17 protein-coding genes are annotated in these 18096 nt (G+C 71.1%); 8 read left to right on the forward strand and 9 right to left on the reverse strand.

The window, feature by feature from the left end; all coding sequences use genetic code 11:
• Positions 1-61 precede the first annotated feature (61 nt).
• The 3 genes from IF23_RS0125780 to hemL all read right to left on the reverse strand — a co-directional run bounded on the left by IF23_RS0125780 (position 62) and on the right by hemL (position 3620).
• Positions 62-1279, reverse strand: coding sequence for a polysaccharide deacetylase family protein (locus IF23_RS0125780; protein ID WP_030287685.1), 1218 nt, complete (start codon positions 1277-1279; stop codon positions 62-64).
• Between the two features lie 226 nt (positions 1280-1505).
• Positions 1506-2186 (reverse strand): histidine phosphatase family protein, encoded by a 681-nt coding sequence (locus tag IF23_RS0125785; RefSeq protein ID WP_030287687.1) that lies wholly within the window; start codon positions 2184-2186, stop codon positions 1506-1508.
• A 108-nt stretch (positions 2187-2294) separates the two neighbouring features.
• Positions 2295-3620: a glutamate-1-semialdehyde 2,1-aminomutase gene (gene hemL / locus IF23_RS0125790; protein WP_078654257.1), complete on the reverse strand. Its 1326-nt coding sequence runs from the start codon at positions 3618-3620 to the stop codon at positions 2295-2297.
• A 307-nt stretch (positions 3621-3927) separates the two neighbouring features.
• On the opposite strand from hemL, the gene IF23_RS0125795 reads away from it, so the two are divergent.
• From IF23_RS0125795 to IF23_RS0125810, 4 genes are all read left to right on the forward strand, one after another.
• Entirely contained in the window at positions 3928-4479 is a 552-nt protein-coding gene (locus tag IF23_RS0125795; RefSeq protein WP_078654258.1) for a hypothetical protein, read from the forward strand.
• An 80-nt stretch (positions 4480-4559) separates the two neighbouring features.
• Positions 4560-4895 (forward strand): YnfA family protein, encoded by a 336-nt coding sequence (locus IF23_RS0125800; RefSeq protein WP_030287690.1) that lies wholly within the window; start codon positions 4560-4562, stop codon positions 4893-4895.
• Between the two features lie 210 nt (positions 4896-5105).
• On the forward strand, positions 5106-5870 hold the full coding sequence (locus tag IF23_RS0125805) for an SDR family oxidoreductase (RefSeq protein ID WP_030287691.1): 765 nt from the start codon (positions 5106-5108) through the stop codon (positions 5868-5870).
• 164 nt (positions 5871-6034) lie between these two features.
• Complete coding sequence (locus IF23_RS0125810; protein ID WP_245655113.1) at positions 6035-6439, forward strand: peptidoglycan-binding domain-containing protein; 405 nt, start codon at positions 6035-6037, stop codon at positions 6437-6439.
• 62 nt (positions 6440-6501) lie between these two features.
• On the opposite strand, the gene IF23_RS0125815 is transcribed toward IF23_RS0125810, so the two are convergent.
• The 4 genes from IF23_RS0125815 to IF23_RS0125830 all read right to left on the reverse strand — a co-directional run bounded on the left by IF23_RS0125815 (position 6502) and on the right by IF23_RS0125830 (position 9865).
• Positions 6502-7254 carry a PP2C family protein-serine/threonine phosphatase gene (locus tag IF23_RS0125815; protein WP_030287695.1) on the reverse strand — a complete coding sequence of 251 codons (753 nt, stop codon included), beginning with the start codon at positions 7252-7254 and terminating at the stop codon, positions 6502-6504.
• Between the two features lie 236 nt (positions 7255-7490).
• The gene (locus IF23_RS0125820; RefSeq protein ID WP_030287697.1) at positions 7491-7940 is read right to left on the reverse strand and encodes a hypothetical protein; all 450 of its coding nucleotides are present in this window, start codon (positions 7938-7940) and stop codon (positions 7491-7493) included.
• Between the two features lie 126 nt (positions 7941-8066).
• Positions 8067-8471, reverse strand: coding sequence for a hypothetical protein (locus IF23_RS0125825; protein WP_157848083.1), 405 nt, complete (start codon positions 8469-8471; stop codon positions 8067-8069).
• Positions 8472-8671: 200 nt separating this feature from the next.
• Positions 8672-9865, reverse strand: a complete 1194-nt coding sequence (locus IF23_RS0125830; protein WP_030287700.1) for an RtcB family protein — start codon at positions 9863-9865, stop codon at positions 8672-8674.
• Positions 9866-10035: 170 nt separating this feature from the next.
• On the opposite strand from IF23_RS0125830, the gene IF23_RS0125835 reads away from it, so the two are divergent.
• Together IF23_RS0125835 and IF23_RS0125840 are read left to right on the forward strand one after the other, a co-directional pair.
• Positions 10036-10968: a hypothetical protein gene (locus tag IF23_RS0125835; RefSeq protein ID WP_030287702.1), complete on the forward strand. Its 933-nt coding sequence runs from the start codon at positions 10036-10038 to the stop codon at positions 10966-10968.
• A gap of 201 nt (positions 10969-11169) precedes the next feature.
• On the forward strand, positions 11170-12012 hold the full coding sequence (locus IF23_RS0125840) for a DUF3558 family protein (protein WP_030287703.1): 843 nt from the start codon (positions 11170-11172) through the stop codon (positions 12010-12012).
• 89 nt (positions 12013-12101) lie between these two features.
• Here IF23_RS0125840 and lysS read toward each other — a convergent pair whose 3' ends face one another.
• The gene (gene lysS / locus IF23_RS0125845; protein ID WP_425423887.1) at positions 12102-13856 is read right to left on the reverse strand and encodes a lysine--tRNA ligase; all 1755 of its coding nucleotides are present in this window, start codon (positions 13854-13856) and stop codon (positions 12102-12104) included.
• A gap of 178 nt (positions 13857-14034) precedes the next feature.
• On the opposite strand from lysS, the gene argS reads away from it, so the two are divergent.
• The gene (gene argS / locus IF23_RS0125850) at positions 14035-15789 is read left to right on the forward strand and encodes an arginine--tRNA ligase (RefSeq protein ID WP_030287707.1); all 1755 of its coding nucleotides are present in this window, start codon (positions 14035-14037) and stop codon (positions 15787-15789) included.
• 75 nt (positions 15790-15864) lie between these two features.
• Here argS and IF23_RS0125855 read toward each other — a convergent pair whose 3' ends face one another.
• Positions 15865-16839 (reverse strand): LysR family transcriptional regulator, encoded by a 975-nt coding sequence (locus IF23_RS0125855; protein ID WP_078654260.1) that lies wholly within the window; start codon positions 16837-16839, stop codon positions 15865-15867.
• Between the two features lie 70 nt (positions 16840-16909).
• On the opposite strand from IF23_RS0125855, the gene IF23_RS0125860 reads away from it, so the two are divergent.
• Positions 16910-18049, forward strand: a complete 1140-nt coding sequence (locus IF23_RS0125860; RefSeq protein ID WP_078654261.1) for a YeiH family protein — start codon at positions 16910-16912, stop codon at positions 18047-18049.
• The last annotated feature ends 47 nt before the right edge of the window (positions 18050-18096 follow it).

Raw genomic sequence — 18096 nt, forward strand, 5'->3', positions numbered from 1 at the left:
CATGTCACGGCCGTGCGCGGCCCGTCGGACGGACCGCGCACGCACCGCTTCGGGCCGACCGTCAGGCGGCGAGGTAGCTCTTCCAGCCGCCGGTGGGCTGCTGGCCGACCTGGAGCGCCTGGAGCTTGGCGAGGACCGCGGGGTCCTGGGCGTCGAGCCAGTCGGTGAACTGCCGGAAGGAGACCATCCGCACATCCTTGTTCTGCTCGTTGGCGATGTGCTTGAGCGCCTCCTCGACGGCGTCCATGTAGACGCCGCCGTTCCACTCCTCGAAGTGGTTGCCGATGAAGAACGGCGCCCGGTTGGTCTCGTACGCCCGCTGGAAGCCGGAGATGTACGAGTCGGTGGCCTGGCGGCGCCAGCCCGGGTAGTTGACGGACGGGGCGCGGGTGGAGTTCTTCGACTGGTTGGCGAGGATGTTGTAGTCCATCGACAGCACCTCGAAGGTGTGGCCGGGGAACGGGATCTGCTGGAGCGGGTAGTCCCAGATGTTCCCCTTCTTACGGGGCCACATCTGGAGGCCGCCGGGCGAGCTGGCGTCGTAGCGCCAGCCGAGCTTCTCGGCGGTGGGCAGCAGGTTCTCCTGGCCCAGGAGGCAGGGGGTGCGGCCGCCGACCAGCTCCTTGCGGTAGTCGAAGGGGAGCGGCTCCATGTCGGTGAAGCCGGTGTTGGTCCGCCACTTCGTCACGAAGTCGACCGCCTGGTCGATCTCGGAGCGCCACTGGTCGGGCGTCCACCTCTGGACCGTGCCGGACCCGGAGCAGAAGTGGCCGTTGAAGTGGGTGCCGATCTCGTGCCCGTCGAGCCACGCCTGGCGGACGCTCTTGAGCGTCGCCTTGATGTGCTCGTCGGTGAGGTAGCCGATGTCGGAGGCGCCGGGGGCGTTGTTGGGCGGGAGGTAGAGGTGCTTCTTGCTCTCGGGCAGGAGGTAGAGCCCGGAGAGGAAGAAGGTCATGGCCGCGCCGTGGTCCCGGGCGAGCTGGAGGAAGCGGGGGAAGAGACCGTTGCCGACCTCGCCCGCGCCGTCCCAGGAGAAGATCACGAACTGTGGTGGCGTCTGGCCCGGTTCCAATCGTTCCGGTGCCTTGGGCTGGTGGGGCTGGCGTCCGTAGTCGGCGGTCGAGCCGTCGCCGATGAGCTTCGGCCGTGCCTGGATCGCGTTCTTCACCCGTTGTTTGTCGGAGGCGGTGTCCGAGCCGGTCGAGCAGCCGGCGACGCCCAGCGCCGCAGCCGCCCCGATACCCATTCCCAGCAGGTTCCGCCGACTGATTGCGCGCATAGCGTCGTCCCCATCCGTACTCGCCGATTTCAATATCCATATAAATGGACAATCGGTTAGATGGCCCGACGAAGAAGGTGGTTCCGTGCTATTCGGTTATATCTCATGACTTTTGACACATCCGGCGAGTCATCCTTGACAAGCCGTCAGCCCGACCCGCGATCCGGCCCCCGTGAACGACGACGGGGCGGCCCCGGCGGGGCCGCCCCGAGCACATCCGCTCACGTCACGCGCCGAACGCCTTGGCCTTCCCCTTGACCGGCTTGGCGCCCGCCAACAGATGAGACGGCACGAGGTCCCTCGCCGGTTCGCTGTAACCCACGGAAATAATCTTGTCGCCCTGGAACGTGAAGGACGTCAGGGACGCCAGCGTGCACTGCCGCTTGCGCGGGTCGTGCCACAGCCGCCGCCGCTCCGCGAAGCTGCGCACGATCCAGATCGGCAGCTGATGGCTGACCGCCACCGCCTCGTGCCCGCGCGCCGCGTCCCGCGCCGCGCCGAGCGCCGCCATCATCCGGACGACCTGCTCGATGTACGGCTCGCCCCAGGACGGGCGGAACGGGTTCGTCAGGTACTTCCAGTTGCCCGGCTTCTTCAGCGCGCCGTCGCCGACGCCGAACGTCTTCCCCTCGAAGACGTTGGCCGCCTCGATCAGCCGCTCGTCGGTCGCCGTCGTCAGCCCCAGCGCCGCCGAGATCGGCGCCGCCGTCTCCTGCGCCCGCTCCAGCGGCGAGGCGACGACATGTGTGATGTCGCGGTCCGCCAGATGCTCGGCGACCCGGTCGGCCATCTTCCGGCCCAGATCCGAGAGGTGGTACCCGGGGCGCCGCCCGTAGAGCACCCCCTCCGGGTTGTGCACCTCGCCGTGCCGCATCAGATGCACGACGGTGAAGTCTTCGCTGCTCATGTCACCCATTCATTCGGTCGTCGGTCCGTGGGGCCGTGACGGCACCGCCCCGCCGGGGGGCGTAGGGCCGACCGGTACGCGCCGGTCGGCCCTACGTCACGCTCCGGCTCAGGCGGTCGCCTCGGCGGCGGCGCGGGCCGCGGCGGGCAGCGCGGCGGCGATCCGCTCCACCGCGGCGGCGTCGTGCGCGGTCGACACGAACCAGGACTCGAACGCGGACGGCGGGAGGTAGACGCCCTGGGAGAGCATCGAGTGGAAGAACGCGGTGAAGCGGAACGACTCCTGCGCCTTCGCCTGGTCGTAGTTGGTGACCTCGGTGTCCGTGAAGAAGACCGAGAACATGTTGCCCGCCACCGAGACCTGGTGGGCCACACCCTCCTTGGTCAGCGCCTCGCCGACCAGCGCCCGCACCTCGGCGGAGACCGCGTCGACCTTCGCGTACGCCGCGTCGTCCAGCAGCCGCAGCTGCGCGACGCCCGCCGCGGTCGCGATCGGGTTACCGGACAGGGTCCCCGCCTGGTAGACGGGACCGACCGGCGCCAGGTGCGCCATCACATCGGCGCGCCCGCCGAACGCCGCCGCCGGGAAGCCGCCGCCCATCACCTTGCCGAACGTCATCAGATCCGGGGTGACCCCGTCGATGCCGTACCAACCGGCCTTCGAGACGCGGAAGCCGGTCATCACCTCGTCGGAGATGTAGAGCGCGCCGTTGTCCGCGCAGAGGTCCTTCAGACCCTGGTTGAAGCCGGGCAGCGGCGGGACGACGCCCATGTTGCCCGCGGACGCCTCGGTGATCACACAGGCGATCTCGCCCGGGTACGCCGCGAACGCCGCCCGGACCGCCTCGATGTCGTTGTACGGCAGCACGAGCGTGTCGCCCGCCTGCGCGCCCGTCACACCCGGGGTGTCCGGCAGACCGAAGGTCGCCACGCCCGAACCGGCCGCGGCCAGCAGCGCGTCCACATGGCCGTGGTAGCAACCGGCGAACTTCACGACCTTGGCCCGGCCGGTGTAGCCGCGCGCCAGCCGGATCGCGGACATCGTCGCCTCGGTGCCGGACGACACCAGCCGCACCTGCTCGACCGGTGCGATCCGGGCGACGATCTCCTCCGCCAGCTCCACCTCACCGGCACCGGGCGTACCGAAGGACGTACCGCGCGCGACCGCCTCCTGGACCGCCGCGATCACCTCGGGGTGGGAATGTCCGAGGATCATCGGTCCCCACGAGCACACGAGGTCGACGTACTCGCGACCGTCGGCGTCCGTCAGATACGGACCGGTACCGGACACCATGAACCGGGGCGTACCACCCACGGCCCGGAAGGCCCGCACCGGCGAATTCACGCCACCGGGCGTCACCTGGGACGCACGGTCGAACAGCGACTGCGAAACAGGGGCTTCATAAGGAAAAGTCACAGCGATCCTGACCTGCATATACGGGGGGATGGGCGGCGCCACACGGACACGGCCCGGCTGACAACGGTGCGGGAGACCCTGGCGCACGACCGGTACGGCCCTCGCCGTCCCTTGTCGGCCCCTGCGGAATCCTCCCGTTCCCGGCCGGGCGTCAGCCCCCGCGTGTCTGCAAAACTGGGGCATCGTACGAATGGGTCACGCCATCCATGGTCTCAGAGGCGCGCGGGGGCGTGCGGCGGGGCGGTTTCGCGCGCCCGTGACGGGGGAGATTCTGAGACGATGATCGGGTTGCGCGGCTGAGGCCGCGAGTGGTCGGGTGGGAGATATGCATCGCGGTGGCGGACTGGGCGAGGGGACCGATGACCGGGGTCCTGAGCGCGCCCAGCGTGGCCGCCACCGGCGCGACGGGATCAAGGGTGGGGACAGCAGAGGCGGCCGCATGGGGGTGACGTACAAGTACTTCGGCGCGCCCAACGGTGCCACCGCTGCCCGGGTGCCGATCTCGATGCGTCCCGAGGAGCTCGGCGGTGACGAGCTGGGCATGGGCGGCATGTTCACCAAGATCAAGCCGGAGACGATGGCCGCCATGGTCCTCACCGGCATCGAGGGCGTCCCGCTCCACAAGGTCCCGCCGCTCGAACTCGTCGTCCTCCACCCCGACTACGCGGTGGTCAAGCTGCCGATGACGGTCGTCGACCCGCTGCGCGGCATCGGCGAGGAGTCCGTCGGCGCCGCCGCGTTCATATGGTCCACCGTCCCCGACCGCGGTGGCCCGCGCGACGCCTACACCGTCTACCAGCTGCTCCACGAGTGGCAGGACTTCTCGCACCGGCTGCACGAGGCGGGCCACCAGGCGTACTGCCTGGTGTGGCCGTGATCGCGCCGCTTCCGTAGCCGCGGGACCGCCGGTCCACCGCCCGTCCCGGCCGGTGCGGGGCGGCTTCTACGCTGGTGCGCATGGTGATCGCCCGTTCCGTGCTGCTGTTCGTCCTCGCCGCGTTCTTCGAGATCGGCGGGGCGTGGCTCGTCTGGCAGGGCGTGCGAGAGCACAAGGGCTGGCTGTGGATCGGCGCGGGCGTCATCGCGCTGGGGATCTACGGATTCGCCGCCACCCTCCAGCCGGACGCCGAGTTCGGCCGGATCCTGGCCGCGTACGGCGGCGTCTTCGTGGCGGGCTCGCTCGCCTGGGGCATGGTCGCCGACGGCTACCGCCCCGACCGCTGGGACGTCGTCGGCGCCCTCATCTGCCTGGCCGGGATGGCCGTGATCATGTACGCGCCCCGGGGCCGCTGACCCCGCCCGGGAACGCCGCGCGGCCCCGGCGGGGGCCCGGAGCCCGCCGTCGGCCCAACACCCCGCCCCGGCAGGCCCGGTGACCGGCCGTCGGCCACCTCCCGTACCCCGCCCGGGGCACCGGGCGGAAGATCGCCGTGCCTATCCTGGAACACCCACCGTGCACCCGTCGTCGCTACGGGTGCCGCCGTCCCGTCCCGAGGAGTGTCCATGACCGCCGAGGAGCGCGCCGTCGGCGCCCGTACCGCCGTCGTCACCGGAGCGAGCAGCGGGATCGGCGCCGCGACCGCGCGGCAGCTGGCCGACGCCGGGTACCGCGTCGTGCTCACCGCGCGCCGCCGGGACCGTATCGAGCGGTTGGCCGCCGCGCTGCCGGACGCCGAGGCGTACGTCCTCGACGTCACCGACCGCGCCGCCGTCGAGGCGTTCGCCGCCTCCCTCGACCGCTGCGACGTCCTCGTCAACAACGCCGGGGGCGCGCTCGGCGCCGACCCGGTGGCCACCGGCGACCCGGCCGAGTGGCGCGCCATGTACGAGGTCAACGTCCTCGGCACGCTCCACATCACCCAGGCGCTGCTGCCCGCGCTCACCGCGTCCGGCGACGGCACCGTCGTGGTCGTGTCGTCCACCGCCGGGCACGGTACGTACGAGGGCGGCGGCGGGTACGTCGCCGCCAAGCACGGAGAGCACGTCCTCGCCGAGACGCTCCGGCTGGAGCTGTGCGGTCAGCCCGTCCGGGTCATCGAGATCGCGCCCGGCATGGTGAAGACCGAGGAGTTCGCCACCACCCGCTTCCGCGGGGACACCGCGAAGGCGGCGAAGGTCTACGAGGGCGTGGCCGAGCCGCTCGACGCCGACGACATCGCCGAGACGATCGCCTGGGCCGTCGCCCGCCCGTCCCACGTCAACATCGACCTGCTGGTGGTCCGCCCGCGCGCCCAGGCGTCCAACTCCAAGGTCCACCGCACCTCCTGAGGCCACCGGCGGGGCCGCCGCACGGTCCGCCGGGAGGGCTTCCGGGGCCGCCGCGGCGGCCGCTCACACCGTCCGCACATCACCCACAGAAAGATCACTATGAAGATCAACATCTGGGCCCGCCGGGCCACATGTATCGCGCGTCGCGGGGAACGGGGACAGGCGTGAGTACCTTCCGTATCCCCCTCCCCCGTATCCGCCGCTCCGGCCGCGCCCTCAAGCGCGCCGCCGTGCTGACCGTCGCCGCGGGCGCGCTGACCACCGGCCTCTCCGCCGGACCGGCCTTCGCCGCCATGGGCGACAACCTCGTCGACACCCCCGCCGCCTGCGCGTTCTACGAAGGCCGCCAGACCACCTCCTTCGGTGATCAGGGCGACCGCGTCTCGCAGATCCAGTGCCTGCTCGCCAACCGCAAGTACCTGGGCTGGAACCACCTCAGCGGGACGTTCGACGCCCCCACCCTCGTGGCCATCGTCAACTTCCAGCGGAACTACGGTCTGGTGCCGGACGGCGCCGTGACCCCCGAGACCTGGAACGCGCTCTACCACGCCGGTACCGTCGGCGCCTGATCGTCTCCCGCTCCACCCGTGAGGGCCGTCCCCGGACGGCCCTCACGGCTGTCCGGGGCCGCTCAGTCCAGGCCGCCGATGCCGACCAGCGCCAGCGTGATGTTGTCCGGCCCGCCCGCCTCGATCGCCGCCTTCCACAGCGTGAACGCGGCCTTGCTGTTGTCGTCCGGGTACCGGCGCAGCACGTCGTCGATCTCCTCTTCCGGTACGGGGTCGGTGAGGCCGTCGGTGCAGATCAGGTAGCGCGCGTCCGGGGTGTGCGGGACGGTGGCGACATGCGGGACGACGGGGGTGAAGTGCAGCCCGCCGCCGAGGGACTGGGTGAGGAGCGAGGTGGTGCGGCGCCCCTGGGTGAGCGGCGGGTTGTCGTCCACGCTGAGCCGCCGCGCGCCGTCCGTTCCGGCGTCGATCACCCGGCTGTCGCCGACGTTGAAGGCGAGGACGGAGTCCGCCAGCGCGACCACCCCGGCGACGGTGGTGCCCATGGTGGCCAGGGCGCGGTTACGGTCGGCGGCGTCGTAGACCGCGCGGTTGCAGACGGCGAGCGCGTCGCGCAGCGCCTCCTCGGAGTGCAACGACGCGCCCGCCACGGAGAGTTGGCGGACGGTCAGCTCGCTGGCGACCTCGCCGCCCGGCTGGCCGCCGATACCGTCGGCGACCGCCACGACCAGCGGGTGGCCGAGCGGGAAGACCAGGGTCTGCGGGTTCTCGGTGACGGTGCCGCAGAGCGTCCAGGGGCCCGCCACCAGACTGTCCTCGTTCTGCTCCCGGACCAGCCCCGTGTGGCTGAGCGCGGTCACGGTGACGTACCGCATCGGCACACTCCCCGCCGCCCGCCCCCGTCCGGGCGCCTCGACGTCGGCTGCCGAGACACGCCTGCCGCACGCCTCCCCTCCATTGTGTGCCCGGGCCCGGGGACCCCGCCCGACGGGACGGCGGTACGGGGTCGGGCGCGGGGCACGGCGGCGTTTCCGCGCAATGCGCGGTGCGGAAAGCGCGGTGCGGAAAGCGCGGGAGGGAAAACGCGGGGGGAATTCCCGAATTCAGCGGGTCAGGGTGTGGTGCATGCCGACGGTGTCAGCGGCGGAACGGGGTCGAGAAAGAAACGGCCGTCGCTCTTCTCGACATCCCATGTCAGACAGAGATGCGGCGCACTCAACTGCACCTGCTCACCACTCGCCCGGGAAACCGAGATCTTTCCGGATTCCCCGGAATCCTTCACCTTGCCGACCAGATTCTTGGCGTATTCATCCGCGCCGTCACCGTTGACATAACGGGCCAGACTTTCCGCATCGCCCTTGTGCAGATTCTCCGCCACATCGGAGGCGAGTTTCCCGTACGAGGCCGCGCCGGGATCGGGCTCCTGCGCGATTCCGACGACCACGACGGCGATCCACGCCGCGAACACGGCGAGACCGAGCGGAAGGAGGAGGCGGCTGCTTTTTCGCTTGGCCCCCCGGGGCTGCGTCGTCGGCGTCGCGCTCTTCCGGGCTGTCAGCATCTGCCCTCCTCGTGTCACCTGCTCCGTGCGCCGGAGGCGCCGTGGGCGGGGCTCGCCCGGCGGTGGATGCGGCCCACCCACCGCCGGGCAAGACTACCGGATCACATTCCGGTCAGGAGCACCGGATCATTTGTGAATCTTGATGCACGCCTTGGTGCCCGGGTACTTGCTCCAGTAACCGCACATCACGGTGTTGTTCGGAAAGCTCTTGTTGATGGTCTTGGTGACTTTCTTCGTCTCGACGCGGCGGGCGCTGACGGTCGCACCCGTCCACTTCCATTTCCCCGCGGTGACGACCGGCTTGTCCTTCCAGTCGCGGTTGTTCGACTTCTTGTCGAGGGTGAATTTGTTGACCTTGAGCTTGGTCCCCTTGACGTCGAGGCAGACGGAACCCGAGCCGTCGGTGGAACCGGGATTCCCGGCACATCCCTTCGCCGAGGCGGCAGCCGGCGAGGTGGCCAGCGCCAGCAGCGACACACAGCCCACCATGACGCCCGCCGCGTACCGCGTACGTCGTATCCGCTCTGTCATTACTTCTCCCCTGAGTGGTGCGTTCCCTCGTTACGGTCAGCACGACGCCGCGTCAGCCGCCCGGGATACCCGCGGGCTGACGCGGCGCCAGCTTTCCTTACCACTCTTTTACTACAGAGACAGGGCGGACCGCCCCCACTTCTACGCGGAAGACCGCACCCCGGTGCCGTCCGGGACGCCCCCTCGGAAGAAGCGACCGCTCACCCCTTCACGCAAACAACCTGCTTCAGCTTCGCGACCACCTGGACCAGGTCCTGCTGCTGCTCGATGACCTTGCCGATCGGCTTGTACGCGCCGGGGATCTCGTCCACGACGCCGGAGTCCTTGCGGCACTCGACGCCCGCCGTCTGCTGCTCCAGGTCCTTGGTCGAGAAGCGCTTCTTCGCGGCGTTCCGGCTCATCCGGCGGCCCGCGCCGTGGGAGGCGGAGTTGAAGGACTTCTCGTTGCCGAGCCCGCGGACGATGTACGACTCGGTGCCCATCGAGCCGGGGATGATGCCGTACTCGCCGCTGCCCGCGCGGATGGCGCCCTTGCGGGTCACCAGCAGGTCCATCCCCTCGTACCGCTCCTCGCTGACGTAGTTGTGGTGGCAGCTGATGACCGGATCGAAGACCGGGCGGGCCCGGCGGAACTCCTTGCGGACGACGTCCTGGAAGAGGGCCATCATCACGGCGCGGTTGTGCTTGGCGTACTCCTGGGCCCAGAAGAGGTCGTTGCGGTACGCGGCCATCTGCGGGGTGTCGGCGATGAAGACGGCGAGGTCGCGGTCGACCAGACCCTGGTTGTGCGGGAGGCTCCGCGCCCGTCCGATGTGGAAGTCGGCCAGCTCCTTGCCGATGTTGCGGGAGCCGGAGTGGAGCATCAGCCAGACGCTGCCGTCCTCGTCGAGGCAGCACTCGATGAAGTGGTTGCCGGAACCGAGGGAGCCCATCTGCTTGGTGGCGCGGTCCTGGCGGAAGTGGACGGCGTCGGCGACGCCGTCGAAGCGGGACCAGAAGTCGGCCCACCCGGCGGTCGGGTACCCGTGCAGGGCGCCGGGGTCGACCGGGTCGTCGTGCATCCCGCGGCCGACCGGGATGGCCTGCTCGATGCGGGAGCGCAGCCGGGAGAGGTCGTCGGGGAGGTCGGCGGCGGTGAGGGAGGTCTTGACGGCGGACATCCCGCAGCCGATGTCGACGCCGACGGCGGCGGGGCAGACCGCGCCGTGCATGGCGATCACCGAGCCGACGGTGGCGCCCTTGCCGTAGTGGACGTCGGGCATCACGGCGAGGCCCTTGATCCACGGCAGGGTGGCGACGTTGCGGAGCTGCTGCATCGCGACGTCCTCGACGGTGGACGGATCCGCCCACATCCGGATCGGCACCTGCGCACCGGGCAGCTCGGTGTACGACATACCTTCCTCATTCCCCCGAAAAGTCATAGAACGCAAAACGCGGACCATCCATGCGATGCGGGACGGTCGAACGGCGCCTGCGGTGAGACGTGCGGTAGACATTGTGTCCATCGCCCGCCTCCCGGCGGCAACCGGATTTCCCGGGCATTCGCAGGAAGGAGCCCCGGACGATGCAGCGCAGGTCGTTCGTCCCCACTGCCGCGTTGGCGGCCGCCGCGGCGCTGACCGTCGGCCTCGCCGGCTGCTCGGGCGGCTCCTCCGCCACGGGCGGCGGCGACGCCAAGGGCGGTGAACCGGCGCTGGCGCAGTCCGGCGAGCCGGGCCGCTACTCCTCACTCCCGGACGCGTGCCGACTGCCCGCCGCCTCGACCGTGCGCGCCATGCTGCCCGGCGACGGCAAGCATCTGTCGGGCGACGAGGCCGCGCAGGTCTACCGCGGGCAGGCGGACGTCACCTACGACACCGACCGCCGCGTCGGCTGCCGCTGGAAGCGGGAGACCACCGCCGGTACCCGGCATCTGACGCTCGACATCCAGCGGGTCGTCTCGTACGACACGAAGATCAGCGACGACGACCGGGCGCGGGAGATCTACGGGCAGCGGGCGCAGGCCGCGGGGGTGCCGCAGGAGGGCACGGAGTCCGCGCCGCCGAGCGATGCGCCGAGCGCCTCCACCGAGCCCGGCAAGGGCGGCAAGGACGCGAAGGGCGGGAAGGACGCGAAGGGCGGCGCCGGGGACACCGAGGCGCGGAAGACGGCGGGCGACGCCGCGGACGTGCTCACGGGGGACGGGAAGACCGGCGGGAAGGGCAAGGACGGCGGCAAGGGCGGCAAGGCCGGTACGCCGAGCGGTGCGCCGTCGACCGGGACCACCGCGCACACCTTCGACGACCTCGGCGACGCCGGATTCCTCCAGGACGCGCTGGCCACCGCGGACTCCGGGGTGCACCGCGACATCACTGTGGTGTTTCGCACGTCGAACGTGGTCGTGACGGTCACCTACGACCAGTGGTCGACCGACAAGACGCGGGTGCCGGAAAGCCAGGAACTGCAGGACAAGGCGCATGCGCTGGCCGAGGAGCTGGCCGACTCCCTCAGCGAGTAATGCACCGTTCGAGGTAAATGATCCTTCTGTCGGGTTGTCGGCGAACAGTCCGTTTCTGCCGGTGATCTCCGGGGCGAATCGTCCGCGCGCCGCGTAGGGTCTGACGCCGTACGCCTGGTCCGGGCCCCCGTCGGTGCCGTACGTTCCGGCGCACCGGAACGGCCCTGATGTGCCGGAACAACGACGAACAGCGAAGGAACCATGCACCGTTCATCCAAGCGACTCGCCAGCATTCTCGCCTGCGCGGCCGTACCGGTGATGCTCGTCGCCGGTTGCTCCGATTCCGGCTCGAAGGACGCCGCCGACGCCTCGGACCCGTCGGCCCCGGCCTCCTCCGCCGCGAAGCCGTCGCCGAGCCTGGCCCCGGCGAAGTACGCGAAGCTGCCCGACCCGTGCACGGTGTTCGCCAACGGCACCCTCAAGCAGCTGCTGCCCAAGCCGAAGAGCAGCGCCGGGGAGAAGGGCAAGTCCTCCGACCCGAACGCCGGCGCCACCTGCTCCTGGTACAGCTCGAAGTCCGAGGGTGTGGACGGCAGCCAGTTCCGCTGGCTGGACGTCAGCTTCAAGCGGTACGACTCCGAGGCGGCGGTGAACGCCACCGGCGAGAAGCGCGCCGAGGACTTCTACGCGAAGCAGGTCGACCTGGCGAAGGCCACCAAGGACGCCACGAAGGTGAAGTCCGGCGCGGTCGACGGCGTGGGCTCCGCGGCGACCTGGGTCACGTACAACCTGAAGAGCAAGGGCAACGACTACCGCAACCAGACGGTCGTGGTCCGGGCCGACAACATCGTGGTGACGCTCAACTACAACGGCGCGGGGCTCGCCGGTGGTGACACCCCCGACAGCAGCGACCTGCTCAAGGACGCCGAGAAGGCCGTGAAGGAAGCCGTCGAGGCGGCCACCGGCAAGTCCGCCGCCCCGGACGCCTCGCAGAGCGCCTCCGGCAAGGCGACCGACGGGGCCAAGAAGGACGACACGTCCGACAGCAAGTCCGATGCGAAGGACGGCAAGGACTCCAAGGACGCCAAGGACGCCAAGAGCTGATCGCGTACCGGTCCCGGACGCGGCTGCGCCCGCCACCCCCGAGGGGATGGCGGGCGCAGCCGCGTTTCTCCGCCGCTACGGGCCGGGCGTCAGCCGCCCAGCAGGGTGCGGACGCGGTCGGCGCCGACCGCGAGCAGCAGGGTGGGCAGCCGCGGGCCGGTGTCCTTGCCGACCAGCAGGTGGTACAGGAGCGCGAAGAACGTCCGCTGGGCGACCTTGATCTCCGGCGGCAGCTCCTTCGGCGTGGCATCCGCCGAGAACCCGGCCTGTACCTTCGGCACGCCGTAGACGAGGTGCGTCAGGCCGTCCAGCGACCAGTGGGTGTCGAGCCCGTCGAGCAGCAGCCGCAGCGAGGCGCGCGCCGCGTCGTCCAGCGAGCCCAGCAGCTCGGCGTCCGGCTCGGCGCGGACGACGGTGCGCTGATCGGCCGGGACCTGGCTGGTGATCCAGTGCTCGGCGCGGTCCAGCCGGGGCCGGACCTCGTCGAGCGAGGTGACCGGGTTGGCCGGGTCCAGGTCGCTGAGGATGCGGCGGGTCTGCTCGTCGTGTCCGGCGGTGATGTCGGCGACCGAGGCGAGCGTGCGGTACGGCAGCGGGCGCGGCGTCTTCGGCAGCTCACCGGCGGCGGTGCCGACGGCGCGGGCGTGGGCGGCGGCGTCCGCGGGGAGCACGGAGCCGTCGGCGACCTTCGCGCCGAGGCGGTCCCACTCGTCGTACAGCCGCTGGATCTCCTGGTCGAAGGCGATCTTGAACGACTGGTTGGGACGGCGGCGGGCGTAGAGCCAGCGGAGCAGCTGCGGCTCCATGATCTTCAGCGCGTCGCCCGGGGTCGGCACGCCGCCCTTGGACGACGACATCTTCGCCATGCCGCTGATGCCGACGAAGGCGTACATCGGGCCGATCGGCTGCGTACCGTCGAAGATCCCGACGATCTGGCCGCCGACCTGGAACGACGAGCCGGGCGAGGAGTGGTCGACGCCGCTCGGCTCGAAGATCACGCCCTCGTAGGCCCAGCGCATCGGCCAGTCGACCTTCCAGACCAGCTTGCCGCGGTTGAACTCGCTGAGCTTGACCGTTTCGCCGTGGCCGCAGGCGCAGGTGTAGGTCAGCTCGGTGGTGTCGTCGTCGTAGGCGGTGACGGTGGTGAGGTCCTTGCCGCACGCGCCGCAGTACGGCTTGTACGGGAAGTAGCCCGCGCCCCCGGCGCTGCCGTCGTCCTCACCGGCGGCGCCGGAGCCCTCGGCCGCCTCCAGCTCCGCCTCGTCGACGGGCTTCTGCGACTTCTTGGCGGGCGCCTTCTTGGTGCGGTACTGCGCCAGGATCGCGTCGATGTCGCCGCGGTGCCTCATCGCGTGCAGGATCTGCTCGCGGTAGACGCCCGAGGTGTACTGCGCGGTCTGGCTGATGCCGTCGTACTCCACGCCCATCTCGGCGAGGGCGGCGGTCATGGCCGCCTTGAAGTGCTCGGCCCAGTTCGAGAACGCGGAGCCCTTCGGCGCCGGGACGGAGGTCAGCGGCTTGCCGATGTGCTCGGCCCAGGACTCGTCGACGCCGTCGACGCCCGCGGGGACCTTGCGGTAGCGGTCGTAGTCGTCCCAGGAGATCAGGTGCCGGACCTCGTGGCCGCGGCGGCGGATCTCGTCGGCGACCAGGTGCGGGGTCATGACCTCGCGGAGGTTGCCGAGGTGGATCGGGCCGGAGGGCGAGAGTCCGGAGGCGACGACGACCGGTTTGCCAGGCGCGCGACGCTCCGACTCGGCGATGACCTCATCCGCGTAACGGGAGACCCAGTCGGTTGTCTCGGTGCTCTGAGCCACGGTCGGCCCTTCCTTTTCTGCGCTCACGGCGCTCTCCGCGCAGCACTCTGCGCTCGATCGCTCACGGTTGCCGTGCCGGGACAAACGCCCGGCGCTCCCATTCTCCCAGACGGAAAACCGATGGAACCTCCGTGGGATACTGATCGGCAAACCCTTTACCGCCAGATCAGCTCTCTGATCACCCTCAACGGAACGGCAGCACTCCATGGCTTCGGTCCCCTCCCTCGCAGCTACGGTCCACCAGCGCGTCGCGGACGCCCTCTCGGCAGCCCTGCCGGAGGCCGGCGCCGCCGACCCGCTGCTGCGACGAAGCGACCGGGCCGACTTCCAGGCCAACGGCATGCTGGCGCTCGCCAAGAAGCTCAAGGGCAACCCCCGGGAGCTGGCCGGGAAGGTCGTGGACGGCATCTCGGCGCCGGAGCTGATCAAGGAGATCGAGGTCTCCGGGCCCGGCTTCCTCAACATCACGCTCACCGACGAGGCGATCGTGCGGACGCTGGCGGGACGCGCCGCCGACGACCGCCTCGGTGTGCCGTACGCGGAGAACGCCGGTACGACGGTGATCGACTACGCGCAGCCGAACGTCGCCAAGGAGATGCACGTCGGCCATCTGCGCTCCGCGGTGATCGGTGACGCGCTGCGGCACATCCTGGAGTTCACCGGCGAGAAGACGATCGGCCGCCACCACATCGGCGACTGGGGCACCCAGTTCGGGATGCTCATCCAGTACCTCATCGAGCACCCCGACGAGCTGGCCCCGGCCACCGACGTCGACGGCGAGCAGGCGATGAGCAATCTGAACCGCGTCTACAAGGCGTCGCGTGCCGTCTTCGACGCGGACGAGGAGTTCAAGGAGCGGGCCCGCAGGCGGGTGGTGGCCCTCCAGTCCGGCGACAAGGAGACCCTGGAGATCTGGCAGCGGTTCGTGGACGAGTCGAAGGTCTACTTCTACTCGGTCTTCGAGAAGCTGGACATGGAGATCCGGGACGACGAGATCGTCGGCGAGTCCGCGTACAACGACATGATGGCCGAGACCGCCCGGCTGCTGGAGGAGTCCGGCGTCGCGGTCCGCTCCGAGGGCGCCCTCGTCGTCTTCTTCGACGACATCAAGGGCAAGGACGACCGGCCGGTCCCGCTGATCGTGCAGAAGGCGGACGGCGGCTTCGGCTACGCGGCGTCCGACCTCTCCGCGATCCGCGACCGCGCGCTCGGTCTGAAGGCGACGAACCTGCTGTACGTCGTGGACGTCCGCCAGTCCCTGCACTTCAAGATGGTCTTCGAGACGGCCCGCCGGATGGGCTGGCTGAACGAGCGGGTCACGGCCCACAACATGGGCTACGGCACGGTGCTCGGCGCCGACGGCAAGCCGTTCAAGACCCGGGCGGGCGAGACCGTCCGGCTGGAGGACCTGCTCGACGAGGCGGCCCAGCGCGCCGCCGAGGTGGTGCGGGAGAAGGCGCGCGACCTCACCGAGGAGGAGATCCAGGAGCGGGGCGCGCAGGTCGGCATCGGCGCGGTGAAGTACGCGGACCTCTCGACGTCCCCGTCCCGCGACTACAAGTTCGACCTGGACCAGATGGTGTCGCTCAACGGCGACACCTCCGTCTACATCCAGTACGCGTACGCCCGGATCAGGTCCATCCTGCGCAAGGCGGGCGAGACCGGCCCCGTGGCCCGTCCCGAGCTGCCGCTCGCCCCGGCGGAGCGGGCGCTGGGCCTCCACCTGGACGCGTTCGGCGACACCGTCGCCGAGGCCGCCGGGGAGTACGCGCCGCACAAGGTGACCGCGTACCTCTACCAGCTCGCGTCGCTCTACACGACCTTCTACGACCAGTGCCCGGTCCTGAAGGCGGAGACGCCCGCGCAGGTCGAGAACCGTCTCTTCCTCTGCGACCTGACCGCCCGCACCCTCCACCGGGGCATGGCGCTGCTGGGCATCCGCACCCCCGAGCGCCTCTGAGCCACCCCGCGCCCGCCCGGGCGCACCACGAACGGCCCCGGCTTCCCGCCGGGGCCGTTTCGCGTGTCCGGGGGCTCAGCCCGTGGTGGCCTCCTTACGGGCCGGGCGGTGGGTGCGCCCCTGGGCCGGGCGGCCCCAACTCGACTGGAGGGCGCAGTGGGTGAGGTCGGCGGCGGGCCCGGAGAGCTGGGAGCCGGAGCGCCAGACGGCCCGCAGCCGACGGCGCAGATCGACGTCCTCGACGGCGACCTCGCGCAGCCGCCCGCCCCGGATGTCGTCGCTGATCGCGAACCGGCTGAGCACGCCGACGCCCTGCCCGGTCAGCACCGCCGTACGGATCGCGGCGGTCGAGGCCAGTTCGAGGCGGGGTGCGGCGGCGCCCTCGGCACCGGCGCGGGCGAGGGCGTGGTCGAGGGTGTCGCGGGTGCCGGAGCCCTTCTCGCGGGCGATGAGCGGGGTGGCGGCGAGTTCGGCGACGGTCAGCGGGCGGCGGCGCCGGGACCAGGGGTGGCCCGGCGCCACCACGATGACGAGGTCGTCGACGGCGACGACCCGGGCGTGCAGCCCGCCGGTGGTGCGCGGGCCCTCGATGAAGCCGAGGTCGGCGGCGCCGTGCAGCACGTCCTGGGCCGCCTGCTCGGAGTTGCACATCCGCAGCGCGACGCCCGTCTCCGGTGAGCGCAGCCGCAGATCGGCGAGCCACCGGGGCAGCAGGTACTCGGCGACGGTCAGGCTCGCGGACACGGTCAGCTGGGAGTCGTGGCTGCGGCGGAGCGCGGCGACGCCGGTCTCCAACTGGTCCGAGGCGCCGAGGACTTCGCGCGCCCAGTCGGCGACCGCGACGCCCTCGTCGGTGAGTCGGCAGCCGCGCGGGGAGCGGACGACCAGGGTCAGCCCGAGATGTCGCTCCAGCCGTTTGATGCGGTTGGTGACCGAGGGCTGCGCGACCTGCAGGGCCCGCGCGGCGCCACCGATGCTGCCCTGGTCGACGACCGCGAGCAGCATCTCCAGCGACCGCAGGTCCGTCCTCATAGCGTATTGGCCGTCCATAGCACAAGTCTATGGGTGCATAGGGGGTTGGTGGCTACCGCGAACTGTCCCCCGATCGGACGATCGGGACATGCCCTCTCTTGACGGGACCGCCCGCCCCGACCGCCGCAGCGACCCGGAACCGGCCGCCACCCCCCACCTCCCCACCGCCGGGGACGCCCCCGCGGAGAGCGCCGCGCCGCCCTCCGCCCCGCCGCCCGCACCCGGCGACGGCAGCGGCGACGGCCCCGGTTGGCTGGCCCACCACGGACCCGGGCTCGCCGTGGTCGTCGTCGGCGTCGCCGTCTCGTACGGGCTCAACCGCCTCGTCCCGGCGGTCAGCGCCCTGACGATCGCGGTGCTGCTGGGCGCGCTGGCCCGGAACACCGGGCTGCTCGGCGACCGGGTGCTGCCCGGCGCGAAGCTTGCCACGAAGAAGCTGCTGCGCATCGGCGTCGTCCTGCTGGGACTCCAGCTCGCCCTCTCCCAGGTGCTCCAACTCGACCCCGGCGTGCTGCTGGTGGTCGCGGTGACGGTGGCCGGGACGTTCGCCGGGACGGTGTGGCTGGGCCGCCGGATGGGCGTCCGCCCCGGCACCACCCTCCTCGTCGCCACCGGCTTCTCCATCTGCGGCGCCTCCGCCGCCGCGGCGATGGACGCGGTCAGCGACAGCGACGAGGAGGACCTCGCCACCGGCGTCGCCCTGGTGACGATCTTCGGCAGCCTGGCGATCGTCCTGCTCCCGCTGCTCCAGCACCCGCTGGGCCTGTCCGACACCTCCTTCGGCGTCTGGTCCGGCGCCAGCGTCCACGAGGTCGCGCAGGTCGTCGCCACCGCCTCGGTCGCCGGTCCCGCCGCCCTCGCCGTCGCCACCGTCGTCAAGCTCACCCGCGTCGTACTGCTCGCCCCGCTCATCGCCGGATACAGCATCGTCCGCCGCCGCAAGGGCACCGCCGACGCGACCGGCAAGCGCCCGCCGCTGGTCCCGCTCTTCGTCCTCGGCTTCATCGCGATGGTCGCCGTCCGCAGCTCCGGCGTGCTGCCCGCCGCCGTCCTCACCGCCGCCCAGACGCTGACCACCCTGCTGCTGGCGGGCGCGCTCTTCGGGCTCGGCACCTCGGTGCACCTGATGTCGCTGATCCGCACGGGGGCGCGCCCGGTCGCGCTCGGCGCCGGGTCGACGGTCCTCGCGGGGGCCCTGTCGCTGGCCGGGATCCTCGCCTTCACCTGACGTACGCGGACGAGCGCGCCGCCCCGGAACCGTCCGGGGCGGCGCGC

The organism is Streptomyces catenulae, from assembly GCF_000718015.1.
GTDB classification, from domain to species: domain Bacteria; phylum Actinomycetota; class Actinomycetes; order Streptomycetales; family Streptomycetaceae; genus Streptomyces; species Streptomyces catenulae.